Origin of the sequence: Paenibacillus sepulcri, assembly GCF_042647105.1 — a bacterium.
Lineage (GTDB): Bacteria > Bacillota > Bacilli > Paenibacillales > Paenibacillaceae > Paenibacillus_Z > Paenibacillus_Z sepulcri.
The window spans coordinates 4,823,903-4,847,136 of the sequence record NZ_JBHRUP010000001.1 but is presented as its reverse complement, the minus strand read 5'-3'; the positions used below and the strand labels follow the sequence as shown (position 1 = coordinate 4,847,136).

Below are 23,234 nucleotides of genomic sequence, written 5' to 3'. Positions count from 1 at the left end.
GCTCTCCATCCAAGGCGGCTTGCAACGAATATGCTGGCCCAGACGGTTAATATTTTATGGGCTAAATGAATGCCCGCTTTGTTCCATCCGATGCGGCTGTGCCGCTGTTATGATGCTCTCGAAGATATACGTACCCGAGCCGACGGCATACAAGGCGTATCCGTCTTCGTAGCTGACCTGCGTAACTTCCCGCGCAGCAGGATTACCATCCCTTCCCGTCTCCCTGGCGGATTCGGCGGAAACAGCCGGCACATAGACCAGCGCATCCGTGTTCACGGGGATGTCCACGGTCATCCGGAATCCGTTCTCTCCGCAGCGTTCCCACCGTACTGCAGTCTGGCCGGCAGGCGTAAAGCAGTGTCCGCTGACATGGCTCAAATCTCCTACTACGGCAGGCTTCACCGTGATCCGGAACGCTTGCTCCTCACGGTCGAACCGGGTCGTGATTCCTGCCAGCCCTTGATAGAACCATCCCTCAATATGTCCGAGCATAAAATGGTTCTGCGATTTGCCGACCGTCGGACCGTCCCAGGCCTCTGTCAGCGTCGTCGCCCCGTTCGCGATCTGATAGCCGTAGCTCGGATGGTCGGTCTGCCTGGTCATCCGGTAGATAATATCGGAACGCCCATTGTCCGACAGCGCCTTGAGCACGTAGCGGTGGCCGACATCCCCGGCATTGGTATGCCAGCCCCTCTCCTCGATATCCCGTACAATAGCACCCAGTATCCCTTCGCGGTTATCCGCTTCGGCCAGCCCGAGAACAAGCGGCAGAGCATTCGCCGTCTGGCTGCCGCCGGCATAATGACCGGTGTCCGGATTAAAATATTCCGCATTGAATGCCTGCGCGAGCGCAAGCTTCAATTGTTGGAAATATGCGCCATCCTCCTGCTGATCCAATATGCCCGCCATCTCCTCCAGGATCGCAGCCATTTGATAGAAAATGGCCGTCTCGACAAGCGGCACCGGCGTATTTTGGGCAAATCCCGGCCCGTCCTCCCCGACATCGTACCAATCGCCCAGGCCATGCATAATCAGGCCATCCACCATTTTCGAAGCCATATACTCGGCATAACGCTTCATGCCGGGGTAATGCGTCCGCATGCTTCCCGGATTGCCGTATTGAAGCAGCAGATCCCAGTTCGAGATAATATACGCCGCCCCCCAGGAGACGGAATCTCTGAACATATCCCACGGCGGCTGAAAAACGATATATTCGGGAGCGGTGGTCGGAATCATGCCGCTTGGCTGCTGCGCATCGCGAATATCCTCCATCACCTTGGAGAAGATGGTCTCCACATCATAATTGTACATGACAGACGGCCCCATCAGGTGCAGCTGTTCCAGCCAGCCCAGCTTCTCGCGGTGTGGACAATCCGTAAATACGCTCTTCATATTGCTTAGAACAGCCCAATTGATAATCTCGTGAATCCGGTTGATCATATGATCTGAACATTCGAAGCTGCCCTTTTCGGCGACATCCGGATATATCATCTGGCCCTCGATTCCAAGCAGCACAGCCCTCCCCGATGCCAGCGCCGCTCCGCGCCGCAATGCCTGATCCATGCCCGGCTCCGCGGCATCCGCCAAGTCAGTAACGGTGCCGGTGTCTTCGGGACCGTCCGGGAGCGGCTCTGCGCCTTCTACCTGCACATAACGAAACCCATAATAGGTAAAACGCGGCCGCCATACTTCCACGCCCTCCCCCTTCAGGGTATACGTCAGTCTGTAAGGAGCTCCGGACATCCGCTGATCCGGACCGCTGCCCTTCAGACGTTCGCATGGCGTCAAGATGATCTCTGCTCCGGCCGGGCCGGAGACGGCAATCTCGGTCCAGCCGGAGAAATTCTGGCCCAGATCGATCAGCCACACGCCGGGAGCTGTCTGCGTCGCCTTCTCAGGCCGAAAACGGCACTTGACCTTCAGCGGCTGCGCCTGCTGTACCCGCAATGTCCCGAGCGGTGCAGCCGTTTCCGCCGCCGCTGCCCAGCCCTTGCCCCCGGCGGCGGCGGCGAAGCCGGGACGATCCCAGCCCGCCTGCTCGCGGCGGGCGTCGTAATCTTCACCCCCGTATATGCAGGCGAAGGTGATTGGTCCCTCGCATGCGCTCCAGCTCCCGTCGCTTGCCACGGTATCGTTCGTGCCGTCGGTATAATACAGCTCCAGCTGGACGAGGCATTTGGGCAGGCCGAACGAATTCTTGAACTTCGTGTAACGTCCGCCGCTGACGTTGTAGAAGCCATTCCCCAGCATCATCCCCGCCGCATTGACGCCTATGGCGAGCTGGTCGGTAATATCGTATACCGAATACAAGCAGGTTCTGTCGTAATGCGTCCAGCCCGGCTCCAGCTCGCGGTCGCCAATCTTTGCACCGTTCAGCCGCAGCTCGTAATGTCCAAGTCCGCTTACATAAGCCCTTGCCCTTCTCAGCGGCTTGCGGACGGCGAATTCCCGCCGCAGCAGAGGCAGCGGAGAGTCTGGTGCCGTCATCCCCTCAGGCGCTCCGATCCAACGGGCCTTCCAGTCATGCGCGTGAAGCAGGCCGGTTTCCCACCAGGAGAGGGCGCTCTCCCACAGGTTGCCCTCCCGGTCCCACACCTTTACCCGCCAATAGTACCGTGTTGCGGATTCCAGCGGAGCTCCCGAATACGCAATACAGGTATGCCGGCGGCCGGGCTGCCTGCCCGAATCCCAGACCTCGGCTTCTTCCTGCTCCTGAATCTTATAGACGCGTATCCGGTAGGCCGACTGAATCACGGAACGCTCTCCCTGGCTCCTGTAAGACCACCCGAAGCCCGGTGTCAAACAATCGACGCCAAGCGGATGCTCCCTGCCCTCAACCTTTAATCCCACAATATTCATCGACCCGTTCCTTCCCCTGTCATTCGTTTCGTTTCAGCGCTTCCCTGGCGGCGTCCACGGGCCGCAGCAACTGATAGTTCCGGAAGCATGGCCCACATTGAAGCGTAACTCCTGATGGGAACGCTCCCGGATCATGTCTCTTACCGGTGGTTTCCACGCCCGGTTTATTCACGAACTAACCAGCGATCCGGTACTCAGCTTCAGCGATTTTGACCTTCCAATCGAGCGGCCGTTCCTCCTGCATAAGAATCCGCAGACCTACCTTCTTCTAGCCGGGCATAATTTCATAGGATTGTCCGGCCCGGGTATCAAAAACAAGGAGGGCGCCCGTACGGCTGCCGTCCTCTAAGGGCTGTTTACGGCCCCATGACTGCTCCGATTCCGCATATTGACCTGACAATGCGGAGTGTCCCAACTCCGCGGACTGCCCGGGCTCTGCTATGTGTCCCGACTCCGAGAACTTCCCAGGCTCTGCGGGCTGTCCAGTCAGTGCTATGTGCCCCGACTCCGCGGACTGTCCGGACTCTGTGTACTGTTCTGACAATACGGTGCGTTCCGACTCCGCAAACTGCCCGGACTCTGCGGGCTGTCCTGATTCCGCAGCTCCTTCTGACCGGTCAGGTCCTCCCGATTCGGCCGCCGGTCCTGCTCCCGCCAGCCTGAGCGGCATATTCGCCCGGATGCGGCATTCTCCGCCGGAGCGTGAACGGACCGCTGCCCGGGTCAAGCGGCCGCCGGTCCATTCGATGTCCAGCTCGAAGCCGCCGCGGGCGCGAAGCCCGATGATCCGGCCTGCCGGCCATGCCTTCGGAAGCGCGGGAAGCAGATCAATGCTGCCGTCATGGCTTTGCAGCAGCAGCTCGGCGATGCCGGCCGCCGCGCCGTAATTGGCCTCCAGCGTGGTGGGATACCAGCTCAGCTTCGGATGACGGTGGGCGTTGAGCAGATTGGGAAACGGGTTCATCAGCAGCTTGACCAGATAGCCGTGCGCTTTCTCTCCGTCCTCCAGACGGGCATATTGATTAATCAGCCAGGCGAAGCACCAGCCGATGGTATCTTCCCCTTCATAAACCGCGCGGCGCTCCAGGGCGACGCGGCAGGCTTCCGCCAGCTCCGGCCGGACGCGCGGCGTAATCTCGCTTCCCGGATGAAACCCGTACAGGTGGGCCGTGTGGCGGTGCCCCGGCTCCGCTTCCTCGAAATCCTCCAGCCATTCCTGGAGCTGGCCGTGACGGCCGATTCGCAGCGGATGAAGCCTGCCACGGGCCTCCTTCAGCGACTCGCGGAAGTCTTCGTCGGTATCCAGCGCAATGCTGGCCTCGATGCAGTTCGTGAACAGCTCCCGGATCAGCGAACGATCCATCGTCGAGCTCATGCTTACCGCCGACTTGCGGCCATCCGGACCGATGAAGGAATTTTCCGGAGAGGTGGACGGGCTGCTCACCAGATGTCCTCCGCCGTCCTCGACAAGCCAATCCAGACAGAAGCGGGCCGCGCCCTTCATAAGGGGATAAGCCCGGTCCTCCAGAAAAGCAAGGTCCCCGCCGAATTTGTAATGCTCCCACAGATGCTGACAAAGCCAGGGACCGGCCATCGGCCAGAACGCCCAGCTTGCCGAGCCCTTGGTCGGACCGCCGGAAGGGGCAGCCGACCGCCACAAATCGATGCCGTGATTGGATGCCCAGCCCCCGCAATTATAGTGGACCTGCGCCGTTCTGCCTCCCGTCACAGCGAGCTCCCCGATCATATCGAACAGCGGTGTGTGGCACTCGCTGAGATTGCCGGTTTCGGCCAGCCAGTAGTTCATCTGCACATTGATATTCACCGTGTAATTGCAGGTCCAGGGCGGGCGGGTCATCGGGTTCCAGATCCCCTGAAGCGTGGCTGCCTGCGTGCCGGGACGGGAGCTTGCGATCAGCAGATACCGCCCGTAGCGGAAGAACAAGGCGGCCAGCTGCTCATCTGCTCCCCCCGCCCGTAGCGCCTTGATCCGCTCATCCGTCGGCAGATCGCTCCGGCCGGGAGCATCCAGCGTCAGGTCGGCGCGGTCGTAATAACGCCGGTGCTCCCTGATGTGGCGGCTGCGCAGCTCCGCATAGGAAAGCTGCGCAGCTGCGTCCAGCCACCGGCTGCAGCGGATGCCGGGGTCCCGCCCCTCCCTTACCGGGTCCTTGTCAAAGCCGTTGTAGCTCGTATCCGCCGTCAGCAGCAGCGTGACACAATGGGCATCCCGGATGAAGATGCGTCCGCCATGCACCTCCAGCCTGCCGCCCTCGTTCAATGCCTGCAGATGAATTTCGAAAGTCATCCCATCGCCGCCGCGGTCGAATACCACCTCATCCGCCTGGATGAAGTTCGGTTCCACATGGTCCGGGGCTTGTCCCCCGAGCAGGATGCCGCCCTGGCTTCTCCTGCTCACCCGGAAGGGCAGCGGACTGTTCAGCGAAGCCTCCAGGCTGAGCTTGCCCGGCTTATCCGCCTCAAGCCGCACAACCATAACCTGATCGTCGGCCGACACGAAGGTTTCGCGGGTGTAAGTGACACCGCTGTATTCATAACTGGTGCGGCAGACCGCTTCTTTCAAATCCAGCTCCCGCCTGTATGCCTCCACCTGGACGCCGTGTCCCAGCTCAATCTCCAGATGGCCCATGGCCTGGTACGATTCGCCCCATGGGCCGAGCATATGCTCCTCGATCAGCGTTTGCGCATCGGCATACCGCTCCTCAAAGATCAATCGCCGGGCCTCGTCCAGATAGCGCGAAGCTTCGGCATTGTTGCCGTCGGTGGGATGGCCGGACCATAATGTGTCCTCATTAAGCTGGATGCGTTCCCGTTTGATGCCGCCGTATACCATGCCGCCCAGCCGACCGTTGCCGACCGGCAGCGCTTCTTCCCACTCACCCGCAGGCGTGCGGTACCAGAGCTTCGAATTTAATGCGTCCATCGGTTCCATTGCCTCCTAATCATTCTCTCACTTTCGGGTACTTACAGAGCCGGACCTTCCAGAATCAGCACATCCTTCGGCTGAAGCGTGACTGTGCCGTTCATCGTTGTTCCGCTCAGCAGCTCAGTTTGCTCCAGAGGGCCCAGATCAACGGCGCCAGCGGCATGGTTATGATTCAAAATGAACAGAAATGCCCGTCCATCCTTCACCCTGCGGCTGACCTCGATCCCCTCGGCCGCCTCCAGAAGCGGCTTGATTCCCCGCATCGCGCATAAGCTCCCCGCCAGGTCCCGCAGGAACGATGCATCCGGGCTGCTCGCCACATACCAGGCTTCTCCCTGCCCGTACCGGTTGCGGGTCAGGACAGGCATCCCCCGGTAAAATTCTTCTCCGTATTCGGCCAATACTTCGGCTCCTTCCGGATGCAGCAGATCGCATAAGAGACCGCATGCATAATCTCCGCCGAGACTGCCGAGCGGCTCTTTCATTACGATCCGGTTATGCTGCTCCGGGAACAGGGCGTCGATCTCCTCCACCCAGAGGCCGAGCAGCTCCCGCAGCTCCCCGGGATAACCGCCTGCGGCAACCAGATCGCTTTCCCCGACAATGCCGCTGAAGAAGGTCGTGACGAAGATTCCGCCTCCCTCTGTGTACCGCTTCAGCTTGTCCGCGACACCCGGCTTGACCATATACAGCACCGGCGCAATGACGAGCCCGTACCGGCTCAAATCGGCATCCGTGCCGACCAGATCGACCTGAATGTTCTGTCCATAGAACGCATCATAATAGCTCTGCATTTCGCTCAAATATTTCAATCCGGCGCTCGGACCGCTGGAATGCTCAAGCGCCCACCAGTTTTCCCAATCGAACAGGAGAGCCACCCCGGCTTCCACACGGGCCCCCAGCAGCTTGCCGCCGAGCTCCTGCAGCTCGCCGCCCAGCTCTGCGCATTCGCGGAAGACGCGCGTATGCTCATGGCCCGCATGATCGATCACCGCGCCATGGAACTTCTCGAACGCGCCGGCCGAGCGGCGCATCTGGAAGAACATCACGCTGTCCGCGCCGCGCGCAATCGCCTGATAGCTCCACAGACGCATGACGCCGGGACGCTTAAGCGCGTTGTACGGCTTCCAGTTCAATTGGCTCGGGCTCTGCTCCATCAGCAGATAAGAATCACCGTTCTTCAAGCCGCGCATCAGATCATGCCGCATCGCCACGACGCTCATCGGCATATCGTTCGTCGGATAGCAGTCCAGCGCGGCGATATCCAGATGAGGTGCCCATTTAAAATAATCCAGCGGCTTGTAGGCCCCGTTGCTCTGCAGATTCGTCGTCACGACCGCGTCCGGAATGATCGTTTTGATTGCATGATATTCATCCAGATAAGTGCCCAGCAAGCTGTCGGACATGAATCGGTCATAATCGAGCGAGATGCCCTGGAATGCCGTTTGGTCCACATCCCTTGCGCTCAGATGCTCGCTCAGCAGGCTGGGCAGTACGATTTCGTCCCAGTCATAGAAGGTGTGGCCCCAGAAACGGGTATTCCATGCGGCGTTCAGCGCATCAAGAGAGCCGTAGCGCCGCTTGAGCCATACGCGGAACGCCTGCTCGCAGTTGTCGCAATAGCAGCGGAGCCCATATTCATTATTGACATGCCACAGCAGCAGCGCCGGATGATTCTTGTACCGTTCGGCCAGCTTGCTCGCCATCCTCGTGGAGTATTGGCGGTAAGTGGGGCTGTTCGGACATGAATTGTGGCGTCTGCCGAATTTTCGCTTCCTGCCTTCAAAATCGACCAGCAGCACGTCCGGGTAGCGCTTGGCCATCCAGGCGGGATGGGCGGCCGTGCCTGTAGCCAGGCATGCCCATACGCTATTGCGGTGAAGCATATCCATCACGTCATCGAGCCAATCGAAGCAATACGTTTCCTCATCCGGCTGATTGAGCGCCCAGGAGAAGACATTCACCGTAGCGATATCGACACCGGCCAGCTTGAACAGCCGCATATCCTCATCCCATACTTCCCTGGGCCACTGCTCGGGATTATAATCCCCGCCATAGAGGATTTTGTTTATTTTGCCCTTGAACAAACGCAGATCACATCCTTATCTGGAGATTGCCCTCTTTAGACGGGCTCTGTCCTGCTCAGCCGCATGGGAGACGACTCATTCATGGAGAAAGGCTTCAGACGGAGCTTGAACGCCATAGGCTCCGGTCTGATCAAGTACTGCTCCAGAGTCGGCGCATACCCGCAGCTGTGATTGCCGATTCCGCTTTGCGCCGCGTCCAGCTTTACGATCGTCTCATCCAGACGGGTCAGCTTATGCCGATGCTTCGTCATGGTGAGATCCCCGGTCGAATAATGATGCACGCTCGTATCGAACAGTTTCCCGCCGGCGAACAGCAGACCCGTGCCGCTCCTGTCCGTGACGGCGGACCAGCGGACATCGGATTTGTTGCCGTTCTCCTGCGGCTTGATGTAAGGTACGTACTGCTCCTCTACCGTTCCGCTGTAAACACCAAGCTTGCCGCTCTCCTTGCGGTCGGAATAGCATTCATGCGGGCCTCTTCCGAACCACGAGAACTGCCCGAATCCGGCCGGCATGGCAAGCTCCAGGCCGAAGCGCGGCAGTGGCGGAAGCCCCTCCCGCGGATCGATCGACGCTTCGATCTGCAGGTCGCCACTGCCGTGGATCGTATAAACCATGCGCGTACGAAAGGCGACTAACTCCCCTCTCGCCCCGGCCGCGGCATCCGTCACAATGCGAACGGTATGCCCGCCGGTCGTCTCCACCGTCATATTCCTGAACATCGTGACGAGCCTGTCGTAGCCCGCTTTGCGCCACGCCTTCGCGAGATTGACGTCGTTGTCAATCGGCGCGCGCCACAGATTGATCCTGGGTCCCGACAGCAGCAGCGGCATATTTCGGAAGGTCCAGGAATCCAATCCGCCTGTCAGCTTGTTGAAAACGAGGGAGAAATCCGCTCCCTGCACCGACACCCCTTGATCCGACGATGTCAGGCGCAGCGGCGTACGGCCAACGGACAGCGGCGGTGCGGCTGTCCGCCGTGCCTCCTGGTCCGTTGCTGCCGCCGCATGCCGGGCATGATCCGACTTGGCCGCGCTCACTGTTCCGATCGGCAGATCGGCCCAGGCCACCTCATGGCCGGATTCCGCCCACACCGTATTGTCCGCAAGCGAGAAACGGATATGCAGCCAGTATTCGCCGTCAGCTACCATGGATGCCAGGTTCAGCGGCACGGATACGTCCTCTTCCTCTCCTGCCGCTGTTTTGAGAACAGGCAGCGAGCCCTGTTCCATTATTTCGCCGTCGCGCATCAGCTGCCACTGACCGTGCAGATGCTCCAGGGTCAGAAAGTCATAACGGTTAATCACCTTGAATTGACCGGACCCCGCGTCGGCGGCTTTGATTTTCACAGGCTCGATCGCCTTCTTGTACTCCAGAATCGACGCCTTCAGCGCGCGGTCCGGAAAGACCAGACCGTCGATGCAGAAATGCCCGCTGTGCGGCTCCTCTCCGAAATCTCCGCCGTAGGCGGTCCACTCCCCGCCGGTTTCCGTCTGCCGGACGATTCCATGGTCCTGCCATTCCCAGATCAGACCTCCGATCAGTCGCGGATAGGCGTAAATGGCCTCCCAATATTCCTGCATATTGCCGACGGCATTGCCCATGGCGTGACCGAACTCGCACATCAGAAAAGGGCGTTTGTCGCTTTTTTGCCCTTCCTTGATGATCGTCTCCACGGAAGGATACATGGAGCTTACGATATCCACCATCGGCGCTTCATAAGCCCGCTCATAGTGAATCGGCCGGGTAGGATCGGCCTGCCTGACCCATTCGGCCATCGCATCATGGTTCGGCCCGTAGCCGGATTCATTGCCCAGCGACCAGATGATGACCGAAGGATGGTTCTTGTCCTTCTCCACCATCCGTCTGGCCCGCTGCACATACGCCTCCCGCCACTCCGGCTGCTTCGACAGCCAGCTCTCGCCGGCAAAAAATTCAGCGGCGCTCGATTCCTTATAGGCCGTATTCTCGATGAAGCGGATGCCGTGCGTCTCCAGATCTGTTTCGTCAATTGCATACATGCCGTAGCGGTCGCACAGATCCAGCCACCGCCGGTCGTTGGGGTAATGGGACAGGCGGACGGTATTGATGTTGTGGAGCTTCATCAGCGTAATATCCTGCACCATCGCTTCCCATGTCGTAACGAACCCTAGCCGGGGATCGAATTCATTGCGGTTAACGCCCTTAATAATAACGGACCTCCCGTTGACGAGCAGACGGCCGTCCCTGGTCTGCACATCCCGGAATCCAACTGCAATCCGCTTCACTTCCTGCAGCCGGTTCTCCCCGTCATACAGCGTGAGCAGCAGCGTATACAGATTCGGTGTCTCCGCCGTCCACTGCAGCGGCGACTTCACAGTCTCCTCAATATGGAACCGGCACTGGCCGCCGCCGGATAAGGGCAGCGGCAGGGGACTGCTGCGGTCAAAAACAACCCCGCGGACCGCATCAAGCAAGGTCGCCCGCAGCTCATAACCGTCGGCGGAAACGCCGGTTAAGCTCTCCGCATCGATCCGTATATCCAGTACGGCATCCTCGTAACGGTCGTCGAACCGGGTCTGCACATAAACGTCCGAGACGCGCACAGCCGGCAGCGCCATCAGGTAAACATCGCGGAAAATCCCGCTCATCCGCCACTTGTCCTGACTTTCCAGATAGCTGCCGTCCGACCATTGATAGACGCGCACCGCAAGCGCATTCTCCCCCTGACGGAGCATATCCGTGATATCGAATTCGGAGTGCAGATGGCTCCCCTGGCTGTAGCCGGCTTCCTCCCCGTTCACCCATAGGTGAAAAGCGGAATCCACGCCTTCGAACACCAGATGGATGCGCCGCCCGTCCCAGCCGTCCGGCCGTATAAATCCCGTGCGGTAGCAGGCGACGGGATTTTCCTGCGGCACATGCGGCGGATCGACCGGAAACGGGTAGGGGCAGCTGCTGTAGTGAGGGTGTCCATACCCATGCAGCTGCCAGTTGCCCGGCACGGGAATCGTATCCCATCCCGCCGCGTCATAGCCGTCGGCCTCGAAGCCTTCCGGCGCGGCCTGCGGCGATTCCGCATAATGGAACTGCCAATTCCCGTTAAGCAGCCGCACATATGGTGTTGTCCCGCGGTCAGGCTCAAGCGCCGACTCCCAGTCGGCATAGGGAAGCAAATCAGCATGCGGAGCGACCGTATTTCGTTCCAGGACATTCAGATTGGACCAGTCGGGCTGCCTGTTTGCCGCTGCCGGTTCAGTTGTCATGGCTTTGGCACCTCCAGAAGCTTCTTAACCGCAAGTACGCCGCGCAGCGGGCTTGACAGCACCGGAATGCCGATTGCGCCAAGCTCCTTCTCCATCCGCGCCATCGAGCCCTGCGCCAGCACCAGGACGTCCGCCTGTCCTGCCACCCATCTCGCGGTATCCAGCAGAATGGCATCATGCCGCTCCGGCTCTCCGCTTACCAGCGCGTCATAAGCGCCGTCCGCCAGACCATCGATAATGGCGACTTCTCTGCCCAGAAGCTCCGCCTGCCTGCGGATCAGCCGCTTCGTCGGCTCAAGCGTCGTCGGCAGCGTGGCGAGCACGCCGATCCGTTCATACTTCGCCGCCGCTTCAAGCGTCATCGCGTCATCGATCTTGACGATCGGCACATTTATCATGCTGCGGGCGAGATCGGCCACCTCCCCCACGGACGAGCAGGTATTGAAAATGACGTCAGCGCCCATCTCCGCTCCGTTCTGGTAATATTGAATCAGCCGCCGGGTGACCGCAGGAGTTACTCCTCCCGCCTGGACGACATCGTAGATCAGACTGTCATCAACGATGGTCACGACTCTGCACCCCGGCAACTGCTCCTCATAGATCCGTTTCATCGGCTCGGCCAATCCCTGACCGGTATATACCGCCACCACTGTTTTCAAAATAGTCCCTCCCTTAAGTCCTTCACGGTCAGCGGACGACATGCATTCCGCATGATTTGGTACCGGTTCATACGATTCAACTCCCGTTATTCCCGCCCATTTCCTGACCTTGACGAAGAAATCCTCGCCGCCCATCTGGCCGCCCTTCAAGGCCAGCTCCAATCCGGCGAATGGGGAGTTATGGGAATAGGTCCGGCAGAGCGGCACGCCCGGAGCGATCTGCCCCGTCATTTCCAGCGCGCAGATGTCGAGCTGCTTCATTACATAACCGGATGTATCCCCTCCCGCCACCGCGATACGCCGCAGCAGCCGCTTCCCCATCATGACGGCGCGGCAGATGCGTCCCAGCGCCTCGCCGATCATCGTCCCGGTATCCCGGCTGTTTCTGCCGGCGGCATGCAGGCCTGATTTCGTCCGGGCGATGCTGGCATCGCCGGGGCCTTTGGCGGAATAGACGATCACGCTCGTTCCCTTGCGCAGGAGACGGAGCGCCTCTGACGCAATGCGCGAGGATGCCGCCCCGCTTCCGCTGCCGTCTATCCATTCGCCCGGATCGATCCTGATGCCGGCAAAGCCGGATGCCAGCGCATAATCGATCTGCATTTGCGTCATCGACGAGCAGCTGCCGGAGACAACGAGGATCGGTTCCGCCGCTTCAGGAGCCACCGGTTCCGCAAGTCCAGCGGACGTCCCGTCGACCGCTCCAACAGGCGCCGATTCCGCCGCTCCGGCAGACTCCGCGCCCGACGTACATTGCGGCGCTTGATGGGGGACGGAGCCGCCTGCCGACCCGGCAGAGAAGGCTTTCTCCCCGGATGCCGGTCCCGAAGCCTGCCAATAGGCGGACAGCGCATATTCCACGCCGGACGAGCCAGCCGCAAACAGCGGTCCGCGGGCGGCTTCCTTCCACATCAGCCCGCCGACCCGGGCCAGACGCTCCTGATCCAGCACATCGAACAAAATTATCTCCGGGTGCTCTTCCAGCTTCCTTTCGACAGCCTCCTCCAGGGCATCCGCAGAATCGCCTTGCTCCAGAATATCCACGAGCGCGCTGCGCGCCGTTGTCTGCGCGGCGAGATGCCGGAGCAGATCGGCTTCATCCATCGGCGTCACCGGATGCCGGGACATTACGGGATGACGGTCCAGCCGATGCGCGATGCCATGCACCGCGGCAAAATGCTGGCCGAAGACGGTATACCGCTTCAATGCCGGAACGCCGACGACAAGCGGCACATACCGCTGGGCGCAGAAGGTCCGGCGAGCCAGCTCCACCGCTTTGCCGATACTGCCGATTCCTGGAGAGGAATCGAAGGTCGAGCAGGTCTTGTAATGGCAGACAGCGGCACCCGATTCCGCCATGAAGCGGAATATATCCGGCAGCTCCGCCTCCATCTGCTCCGGAGTGAGCGCACGCGCGGTACCGGCAATGCCGAATGCCTCAATGTCCGCAAATTCCTGGTCCAGCATCTCACGCGTCGGAAGATCAAGAAACAGCACCGTCCGCAATCCCGCCAGCGTCAGCGCTTCCAGCGCGTCGGTCGAGCCGGTAAAATCATCGCCGTAATAGGCCAGCCTGACCGCTTTCTCCCGCGCAGGACTTACCATACCAATTCGGTGTCCGGCCGGCGGTAGTCGCCTTCCCGCATCGGGGCCTTGTCATGGATTTTCCGGTGATTATACAGCGGGTGGTAGCTGCCCTCCGGCGAAATATGGATGACATCGTCTCCCTGCCACTGCACCTCAAACTGCTGGCCTACAGCGTGCTCGGTCGTGCGATAGCGGCTGAGCGGGAAGGTAATGACGATGGTATCCCCGGCGCTTGCCCTGCCCAGACGGAAGAAGCAATCCTTGATCCAGACCCCCGGCTGATTGCCGGCTGTAATGCGCCCCTCCCCGCTTCCGGACCACTCCGCCTTCACCTGGTTGTAGCCGGCCCATTCGGGAATCCGCACTTCCAGATTGGCGATATCCTGATGAATCTTAAGCTCGAGCCTGCCTTCATGGGGAAGATAGCTGCTCACATCAAGGAGACGGGACCCGCGGCTGAGCAGCAGATTGACCCGTACGGTGCCTTTATCCTCGGTAATAATATTGCTCCAGCCCATGAACAATCCTCTTGTGCCCGATCCGATGCAGCACAGCTGCAAATCGCTGGTGTGGCCCCGGCCGTGATTCACGTCGCAGCAGAAATCGTTGGGCGCCGAATAACCGGCGAACGCGCCGCGCGTGCGCTGCGCGACTTTGTAGAAAGTCTTTTTCCCAAGTATGTCGCCATCCTTGTTGTCCGCTTCCTCCACCCAATCGAGGTCAAGCAGCTGGGATTCCGTCAGATGATTGCGGATGAACCGCTCCACCACTCCCCAGTAATGGGTGTAGCCGCAGTGCGCAAGCGTAATGCCGGTGGAAATCAAATCAACCAGCGAGCAGGTTTCATGCTCATAGGCCTGCTCCTGCAAATCGCCCGGCGTCCATCCGAAGCGCGTGCATTTGGTCAGGGCCCAATCATAGCTCTTCTTCACAAAAGCGATGATCGAAGCATCCCCGGTATAACGGCCAAAGCGCGCCAGCGCGTCAAGCGTGCCGATCCGGGTATGAAAATGCCCGCTGCGGTAGGCCAGCGAAGAATTGAAGCTTCCGTCCTCGTTATAGACGCCGCTGCGCTTAATGATTAAGGCCGTGAAATATTCACATAGCTCAAGGGCGTCCGGATTTCCGGTTATCTCGTGGTATTTCAGCAAGGGCATCATCAGCCGCCCGCAGAATGAAGCCGGGTCCGGCGCAAGACGGATCTGCACCGCATTTCTCGAAGGCCAGCCGGTCTCCAGGTGCTCGGATGCCGGGTAATACCAGACATCCTTCTCCTTGACGGCAATCCGTTTCAAAGCGGCAACATGCTTGTCCGCCGCTTCCTGCACCGCTGGATCGCCTGTCGCCATATACCATGTCGTCAAGGACAGAATGACGGCCCGCTGGTCGATCAGATTGGCCGCTTCTCCCCAGTTCCCCTGCCTACTGACCTGACGGTAGCTCAGCCCGTCCTCCTTGAAGAAGCTGAGCAGATTTTCTTTATAGTGACGCTCCACGTCCTCGCCGAACATTTCTCCGGTCATATGCCGCGCAAGCGTAACCGAATCGATCAGACGCCCGTGGCTGGAGCCGTAGTCCCAGTCGCCATGGGTCATAAAAGCCGGTTTGGACACAAAATCCGCATTAAAGAACGGAATATAGTTATAATCTTCATCCGCCATTCCGATAATGGCGTTCAAAACATGCCTGGCCCGCTCTTCCAGCAGCAGCGTGTCCGGTATTTGGTGTTGGCTTGGTTGACTCATCCCGCATGCCCCTTCCGCATTTTTGATGATAGCGATTACATTTTAATCGTAACGCAACCCGCAGCGTAAAAAAATAGATCAAAATTAAGGTTTTTATGCTCATTCTTAACGATACGGCGAATGCTTCGCGTTCAGGATTGGGAAGGCAATACGGTATCTGGGACGAGCCTGCCCCAGCCGGGGAGCAACACGGGGAATCCCGGCAGCATACTCTGCCGCCATCAATAGAGAAATCAAGCAACTTATCCCCATTTTATACACAACTTATCCACAAATGGAGGAACCACGATTCCTGAAGGATAAAGAAGGCTGCGCCCAAATGTCCAAGTTTGGCATTGTCGGTCTCCGTTTTAATCCTCTTATCTGTAAAAGAAAAACCTCCATTCCCAGCTGTAACGCGGGACTGAAGGTTATTCGCCATACCGGGCGAGCCGGAAATTTCGGGCTCGCCCGGTATAGGTTTGGTAGCCCGCACGTACCGCCAGCAGCGCCTCGGAAGCCAACGAGCAGTACAAAAGCCGAAGGGCAGCTCATGAAGCTCCGCCTCTACCGCGTTGGAATGGACAATATAACAAAGCGCCCCGGGATCATGAACCCGGGGCGCTCGTCTTGCGGAAATATGGCGGGCATTCGAAGCGGACCGCTGTCCCGCTCATGCCGGCCTGGAAGCCGGCTGCCCCATATTGGCGGCCATAGTCTTCTGCTTCGTCAAGCCGCTTGCTGCTGGTCTTCCTCCGGCGCTTTCGTGCGCTTGAGGAAGAACCCCAGGACTAATGCGATTACGGCGACTATTAAGCCGATCAGAAAGGCATTCTGCAGACCCGCAACCAGACCTAGAGCGGCTGCGTCCGGTGCGGTCGCATCATGAGAGCTCAGATACTTCTTCGTTCCCGATGCCAGAATGCTGATAAATAAGGCCGTACCGACAGCCCCGGCAACCTGCTGCAGCGTGTTGAGAATTGCCGTTCCGTGAGGGTAGAGGTGGCGCGGCAGCTGGTTGAGGCCCGTTGTCTGTGCAGGCATCATCACAAGTGAAATGCCGACCAGCATAATAATATGACTCAAAATAATATAGCCTGTCGAGGTACCCATGTGGATGCCCATAAACAGCGCCAGAGACGCGACAACAAGCACAAGACCCGGCACAACAAGCAATCTTGGTCCGTATTTATCAAACAGGACTCCGGAGACCGGCGCCATGATGCCATTGAGAATACTTCCCGGCATCATCACAAGCCCCGATGTCAAGGCAGACATTAATAGGACGCTTTGCAGGAACTGCGGCAGCAGCGTCAGCGTGGAGAACATCGTCATCATCAGCACAAGCAGCAGGACGACAACCAATGAAAACATGGGAAATTTGAAAGCCCGCAGATCCAGCAGCGGTTCCTTCATGGTCAGCTGACGCCAGACGAACAGCGCGAGCGCAACACATCCGATAATGATCGTCCAGTAGACTTCAGGATCGGACCATGAGCCCCCGCCCGCTTTACTGAAGCCATACACAAGTCCGCCGAAGCCGATGGTGGAGATAATGATGGAGAGAATATCCACCTTGGGCTTGGTTATATCCGATACATTCTTCAAATACACCGCAGCGAACACGATGGAGAAAGCCGTCAATGGAAGGACGAGATAGAACAGCCAGCGCCAATCCAGAGAATCGATGATCAGCCCGGACAGTGTCGGTCCGATCGCGGGCGCTGACATGATTACAAGACCCATGAGCCCCATCGCCCCTCCCCGTTTATCCGGGGGATAGATCGCCAGAATCGTATTCATCATAATCGGAAGCAGCAGGCCCGTTCCCATCGCCTGAATAACCCGCCCGACCAGAAGCACCCCGAAGGTAGACGATATTGAACAAACCAGGGTACCCACAAGAAATAAAATCATCGCCGACAAAAACATCTGCCTGGTCGTAAACCACTGCTGCAGCAGCGCAGTAACCGGTACCAGTACGCCGATTACGAGCATATAAGCCGTGGACAGCCATTGAATGGTCGACAGCTCAATGCCGAATTCCCGCATCAGATCGGGAAGGGCGTTGCTGAGCAGCGTCTCGTTCAAAATCGCCACAAACGCACCGATAATGAGGGCGGTTATAATCGGCCCTCTCCTGATTCCGCTCAGATCCACGGAAGCCGGTTTTGACTCCAAACCTGACGAGTTCAATACAGTTCCTCCTCTATATATACATCTATCCAACCCAATCCTTAATATTATAACCTTTCCATTATTTACTCAACAACCGCCCCCGGGCTAATTTGATAAAGTTTTACAAGTCCGGACCTCCCTCCGGCTGTAGAAGCTCCCTTTTGATCTTTTTGGGCTTTAGGGGAGACGAGAACCGCAGCCCTCTTGCCCTTTATGCTGTTCATCCGCGGTTACAGGCATTATGAAGTAAGAGAGCTCCCTCTCCCCTGCTCGCTCTCCACCCCGACCGTTCCATGCTGGCGCTCAATAATCTCTTTGATGTCCTATAGCTATCATTGCTGATAGGAGTTCCAGCTGCACCCCGCACAGTCCTTTTTTTGTACTTATTTCCACCAGATATTGTCGATGTCGGACTGCAGCTCAGCGGATACCTGGTTCCACTGGAAACGGGTTTCCTTCCCGCCAAGCAGCCAGCGGCGCGGGCAGGTCGTCTCCATCCAGTCCAGCGGCTCGCCAGGTGCAAGAGGCCGTGCGGCCAACTCAAAGGCCGCGCGAAGCTCAAGCTGCTGCTGCTTCGTTACGGCGGAAGGCGATGCCGAGACGAACAGCGGCGTGCCGCTTTCCGCCAGCAGCTCCAGCCACTGGCGGTTCAGCTCCCATGGCACCTGTTCGGTAATGCCGATGCAATCCGCATCATGGCTGTAGAATGTTCCATGCTGCGGCATGCGGAACGCCAGCGTATTGATGCCCATATACCGGGTCCGCTCCCACAGCTTCCCGCTCGTGTCATCCCCCGTCCGCTGCACTTCGAATAATCCCGCCGACAGATGGCTGATCGTATTGCAGCCGATGACGACGCTGCCGCCGGAGGCCCGGGCCAGAACGCGGTACAGCTCCAGAATGATCTCGGCCGTTGTCCTGGAACGGTCGTGAAAAGGCTGCGGCAGAGCATTTGTCTTCGACTTCATCTGGAAGCCCCACTGGCCCAGCATGTCGAAGGTGGAGAAGTCATGCTTGATCAGCTCAAAGCCCCATGACACCATCCTGGCGACGGATTCGGCAATATCGTTCAGCACATCCGGCACGCTGGGATCCAGCACATACCCGTTATTGGCGCTGTACCGGAGCCATTCATCCGGGACTGTTTCACTGGTCAGCAGCGGACGGAACCAGATGCCCGGCTTCACGCCGGCATCCTTCATTTCATGCGCGAGCCGGTCCATCTCGGGGAAGAGGGAATTGCCTCTCCACGGCCCGCCGTTGCAGGCTCCGCCGCCGCTGGCCAGCTGCCAGCCGTCATCAATGACCATATAGGGACGGTTTATGCTGGAAGAAGACAGGGACGCCATGAATTTGGAATCCTCCAGAATCTCCGCGTGGGAGCTGTTCCCGTAAGCGTAATACCAGTTGTTCCCGCCATATACGGGCTGGTCCGGCAGCACAGGATTCTCGCACATCACGGAGCAGAAGCGGCTTGCCGCGGCAAATGCGCTTTCCCCTTCTTTTCCCTCATAACCGACGATTTCGGCCGCCACAAGCTTGCGCACGCCCAACTGAACCCCCTCGCTGCCGCAGCGGACATCCGCCGACAACGTAATGCCATCCTGATCAAACTGCCAATAGCATAAGGATGCCGTCCCGGTCTTGACGCCGTAACCGTTAGTCACAATGCCGTCATTCGTAAGAAAATACCAGGGCATGACGCGCTCCGGCACGATTCCTCTCCACTCCAGATCGCCATACGCCCGCTCCCAATGGTCGCCCAGAACGGCAAGCCTTCCTGTCACATTCTGTTTCCAATACAGCCTGACCGTCTTAACCGCCAGCAGCGGCGCAGACAGCCCGACAGAGCAAGAATCATTCCTGCTGTGCAGCGTTATTTCAACTCCGCCGCCGCTCCAGATCCCGTCGCCGCTGCGATTAGCCGTTTGCCAGCCGTTATCCGTTTCGACCAGAATCATATCCGGTTCTCTTCTTATTGCCAATGCCATAGCTTCCAGCTCCCCGTTGCCCGTTGTCCTTCCCATAGGAAAGGCAGTATTCTTGTAATCGTTCCTATAAGTAGTATAGAATCCTTTGCATGAGGAAGTAATAACGAAAGGCCGCCTGCCGGGGAGAGAATAGTTAACCAATTGTGACATTTGGGGGTGCGTTATGAATCCGGACGGGGACAAAAAATTCGCGTACGCCTTTCCCAACAGCAAATCGGAGATTTACCTGTACGGCGCCCACACGGGGGAAGTAACGAGACCCTGGTCCTGCCAGCGGCATCTTCATCACCGGATGGTCGAAATCAATCTCGTGCTGGAAGGCTGCCAGACCGTTCATACCAGAAACGGGGAATACAGGCAGCGCAGCGGCGATTTGCTGATTATTCCGCCTATGCAGCTGCACGCCTTCAGCGCGGATGAGCCCGCTCCTTTAAAATATTTTGTGATGCATATCCAGATCGATGATCCTGTATTTCTGCAGCTGCTCGGCGGCTCATCCCAAATCTATTATCCGGAGGGCGGGACGCTTAACCGGCAGATTCTGCCGGATGTACAGGCGATTCTGCAGCTTCTGCTGGACGGTGCTTCCAGAATCTCCATATTTCACAGACTCTATACGCTGCTGGAGCAGCTTGAGGATTCCTTCACCAGGCTGAACAGCGATCACGCGGCAAAACTCGCCGGCAACCTGCCTGTACAAATTGCCAGGGAAATCGAGACCCTGATTGCCTCCCCCCAGGATGAGGAGCATGCATGGTCCGCCAATTGGCTGGAGGAAATTGCGCTCAAGCTGGGCTTTACCCGCAGGCACTGCTACCGCGTTTTTCAGCAGATGTACCAGATGTCGCCGCGGGATTACTTCTCCATCCTCCGCCAGCAGGAGGCCATGCAGCTTTTGCTGAACACGCAGGGCTCCATCGAGCAGATTGCACGGCGCGTCGGATATGACAATGTGCAGAGCTTCATCCGCCAGTTCGCGAAATGGACGGGCTCGCCTCCGGGCGAATTCCGCAGGAAGCGCCGGGACGATTTGATCTATTTGACTCCCCTCGAAGTCAAATGAAGCTGATCGACCGGCATGAGCATTCTTTCCGAATCCCTTCACCAAAGCCCGGTACAAGAAGAGCAGCATTCCCCTGAGAGGGGAAGCTGCTCTTCTTGGCGTATACTTGCGTTATTCAGAAGGATAACGGCTGGCCTGCCTTCCTGCCATGCCGGCGGGAAGCTTTTATTCCCTGAACGATCAGACGCAGCAGGTAAGCAAGCGCCACCGAGACGACTGCGCTGAGCGCAAAGGCTGTCAGCGTCCGCAGCGTAATGGAGCCGCCGGGAAGCAGCCAGTCCGCCGCGCGCTCGGTGTACCTCAGCATATAAGCATGCGCAAGATACGCGATATACGAGTAGATGCCCGCCAGGGTGAGCATCTGCCGCAGCCAGACGGGTGCATTCTTCATGAAGCTGATCGAGGCCGCATATACGGCAAGCACCGAAACCGTGAGGAACACGGCCATCTCTGGCCTTAGAAGCGACAAGTCATCATAGCGGATAATAACGTCCGGATACAGCTTGAAATGAGATACGACCACATAAAGCATCCAGCAAACCATGAGCGCATACAAGGCGGTCAGGTAGTGACGGCAGCGGATGAGCCATGCACGCCAATGATCCAGATACAGGCCCGCCGCCGCTCCAAGCGCAAAATAAAAGAAAAACATCAGTGCGTTGCGATCGAGATAGGCAGTGAAGAACGCGCTCAGAAAAGGGATATCCCATGCATCCGCCGAGCGGTAGACAGCGCCGCCCTGATCCATCAGCCACACGTAAAGCAGTCCCAGAGCCAGAACGATTATCGCGGCTGTCCGGACCGACTTTGGCTTCCACCTCCTGACCATTCGCTGGAGAAGCGGAAACAGCAAGTAAAATTGGGCAATCATGACGATATACCATAGGTGATAGGACGCTTTTCCCGTAAAAATCATCATCCCGAGCTTCGGCAGCGAGCCTGCCTCGTAGAGATTGAGCCGCTGGAATGTCACGGCATATAGAACGGCCCATGGAATATAAGGCAGGATGACATCCTTGAACCGCTTGCGGATAAACGCGCCATAGCGAATGTCTCCGTCATAATTGTAGAAGAGCACGAGCCCGGTAATGAACACGAACAGCGGAACGGCGAACTTGGACAGCAGCAGCAGCAGACCGAGAATCACTCCATCCTCCAGACGCGTGTCCGTCATGGGAAAATAGTGGGCGAGGGCATGCTGCATCACGACCGCCAGAAACGCCATTCCCCGCAGCATTTCGATTTCATCTATTCTTGGTTTCTTCATGTAAACTCCTTCCAGGGGGACTGCATAAGCACTTCCATTCCTCTATCAGTTTAACATATTAGGCCTTTCCGGACAGGGCTCCCCCATGGAAGCATGCCCCCCGCCGTCTTTACGATCAGGCAAAAAGATAAAATAGTAGCGCCGAACACGAAACATTCTTGTATTCAGCCTGCCAAATACGCCGATGACGATGTGACCGCCCCTGCCGCGGTCGGCAATCTGGAGGCCGGCTCGGCAACGGTGTCGTCCCTGCAGTGATCTGGACGGCGCCGGGCGACGACGGAACGACGGGCACGGCGGCTTCTTACGACATTCGTGTCAGCACCGCGCCCATCACGGACGCCAATTTTGCAAGCACCATCCCGGTTAAAGAACATTCCCCTGCCTGCAGCAGCGGGAACCAGCCAATCGCTGACCGTTCCGCTTCCCGGTGATACCAGGTATTACTTGGCCATGAAAACAAAGGACGACGCGAATCTCGTCTCCGCTATTTCCAATGCCGCAAGCGGTACGACCTTGCTGCTTCCCGTTGGCACAAACGGCATGAAATGAAGATGTACGGGGAATGGAGCAGACATCCTGTGTCGATTTCGACGCGTTACCTGCGCATTACGCTCAGCTCGGAACGTTCACAGACAGCTGAAATTGTATTGTACGGCTCGTAGGGATGTCTTCTAGCAAACCCATAAAGAAGCCAAAAGACGGTTCGGGGCATTGCACCCGAGCCGTCTTTTATATCTATGAAGGAATAAAGGCAGTGTAAGCTGGACTTGTAATGGCGTGTTCCCCAGCGCCGTCTGCACTCTTTCTTTAACTCAGGTTATTCCACATACGAAAAACAGGTATCGAGCATAGCTGCGGCAGTCGGCAGATCGGCTATTTTCTTACAAAAAAAGATGCCATTAAGCTTTAATGGCATCCCAGCTCATGCGTACTATTTGCTGCAAATTTTCCTCATCCGCTTCAAACTCCCCTTTAAAATGGGCTTTGGCCAGCTGTGTGACAGGAAAATAGCAATAGCTCAGCAGAAAAAGTGTCGGCAGCGGCTTTAGCTCACCGTTTCGCTTCCCCTTCTCGACAAACTCGTGTATCGCTGTGAACATCGATGCCGTATCATCAAGATATAATTTATCTACAAGCGGCGAGGTTGAGAACTGCTCCAGAAAGAAGAAATAATCCCTGTTCTCCAGAATGAACCGCATGGAATTTCTCATGAACTGCTCACATATCTGCCGTGTGGGCATGCTGTCATCAATATCATGAATCAGCTGCCTGCTCATCTTCTCTTTGACTTTGACATAAAGCTTGCCGAGCATATCCTCCTTATTCTCAAAATAAACATAAATCGTCGCAGACGAGACATTCGCCCGCTTGGCGATTTTGGACATCGAAATGTCTGAAAACCCTATTTCGTTCAACAATTCAATTGTGGCTTGAAAGATCGCTTCGTTCTTGTTCTCGTCTTTGTGTCTCATGCTCTTATAGTGAATGACCGTTTGATTAAAGTCAAGTCATGCTGTACATGGCGGTATGCTCAATGCTGCCATATTCCTTAGTATGGTTAAAATTCAAGCCCATTAAAGGCAGAACAACCTTATATAAAAGACAAACCCCTGCGCCGGAAGCA

12 protein-coding genes are annotated in these 23,234 nt (G+C 57.7%); 2 read left to right on the top strand and 10 right to left on the bottom strand.

Translation table 11 applies throughout. The annotated features are described in order from the left end of the window. Positions 1–54: 54 nt before the first annotated feature. The 8 genes from ACFOLF_RS21450 to ACFOLF_RS21415 form a co-directional block, all read right to left on the bottom strand. Positions 55–2,859, bottom strand: a complete 2,805-nt coding sequence (locus tag ACFOLF_RS21450) for an alpha-L-rhamnosidase (protein WP_210046223.1) — start codon at positions 2,857–2,859, stop codon at positions 55–57. 268 nt (positions 2,860–3,127) lie between these two features. After that, a complete protein-coding gene (locus ACFOLF_RS21445; RefSeq protein WP_379114630.1) occupies positions 3,128–5,803 on the bottom strand; it encodes a glycoside hydrolase family 95 protein in 2,676 nt (891 codons plus the stop codon). A 41-nt stretch (positions 5,804–5,844) separates the two neighbouring features. Continuing rightward, entirely contained in the window at positions 5,845–7,893 is a 2,049-nt protein-coding gene (locus tag ACFOLF_RS21440; protein ID WP_210046225.1) for a beta-galactosidase, read from the bottom strand. A 35-nt stretch (positions 7,894–7,928) separates the two neighbouring features. Continuing rightward, entirely contained in the window at positions 7,929–11,138 is a 3,210-nt protein-coding gene (locus ACFOLF_RS21435; protein ID WP_210046226.1) for a glycoside hydrolase family 2 TIM barrel-domain containing protein, read from the bottom strand. Further along, complete coding sequence (locus ACFOLF_RS21430; RefSeq protein ID WP_210046227.1) at positions 11,135–13,402, bottom strand: four-carbon acid sugar kinase family protein; 2,268 nt, start codon at positions 13,400–13,402, stop codon at positions 11,135–11,137. The genes ACFOLF_RS21435 and ACFOLF_RS21430 overlap by 4 nt, the downstream gene beginning before the upstream one ends. Further along, positions 13,396–15,129 carry a hypothetical protein gene (locus ACFOLF_RS21425; protein WP_210046228.1) on the bottom strand — a complete coding sequence of 578 codons (1,734 nt, stop codon included), beginning with the start codon at positions 15,127–15,129 and terminating at the stop codon, positions 13,396–13,398. The genes ACFOLF_RS21430 and ACFOLF_RS21425 overlap by 7 nt, the downstream gene beginning before the upstream one ends. Before the next feature lie 708 nt (positions 15,130–15,837). After that, a complete protein-coding gene (locus ACFOLF_RS21420) occupies positions 15,838–17,289 on the bottom strand; it encodes an MDR family MFS transporter (RefSeq protein WP_379114636.1) in 1,452 nt (483 codons plus the stop codon). A gap of 380 nt (positions 17,290–17,669) precedes the next feature. Continuing rightward, positions 17,670–19,277 carry a hypothetical protein gene (locus ACFOLF_RS21415; protein ID WP_210046230.1) on the bottom strand — a complete coding sequence of 536 codons (1,608 nt, stop codon included), beginning with the start codon at positions 19,275–19,277 and terminating at the stop codon, positions 17,670–17,672. Positions 19,278–19,440: 163 nt separating this feature from the next. Between ACFOLF_RS21415 and ACFOLF_RS21410 the strand changes: the two genes are divergently transcribed. Then, the gene (locus ACFOLF_RS21410) at positions 19,441–20,340 is read left to right on the top strand and encodes a helix-turn-helix domain-containing protein (RefSeq protein ID WP_210046231.1); all 900 of its coding nucleotides are present in this window, start codon (positions 19,441–19,443) and stop codon (positions 20,338–20,340) included. A gap of 115 nt (positions 20,341–20,455) precedes the next feature. Here ACFOLF_RS21410 and ACFOLF_RS21405 read toward each other — a convergent pair whose 3' ends face one another. Then, a complete protein-coding gene (locus ACFOLF_RS21405; protein WP_210046232.1) occupies positions 20,456–21,607 on the bottom strand; it encodes an acyltransferase in 1,152 nt (383 codons plus the stop codon). 254 nt (positions 21,608–21,861) lie between these two features. On the opposite strand from ACFOLF_RS21405, the gene ACFOLF_RS21400 reads away from it, so the two are divergent. After that, positions 21,862–22,041, top strand: a complete 180-nt coding sequence (locus tag ACFOLF_RS21400; RefSeq protein ID WP_210046233.1) for a hypothetical protein — start codon at positions 21,862–21,864, stop codon at positions 22,039–22,041. Positions 22,042–22,509: 468 nt separating this feature from the next. Here ACFOLF_RS21400 and ACFOLF_RS21395 read toward each other — a convergent pair whose 3' ends face one another. Then, positions 22,510–23,082, bottom strand: a complete 573-nt coding sequence (locus ACFOLF_RS21395) for a TetR/AcrR family transcriptional regulator (RefSeq protein ID WP_210046234.1) — start codon at positions 23,080–23,082, stop codon at positions 22,510–22,512. Positions 23,083–23,234 lie beyond the last annotated feature (152 nt).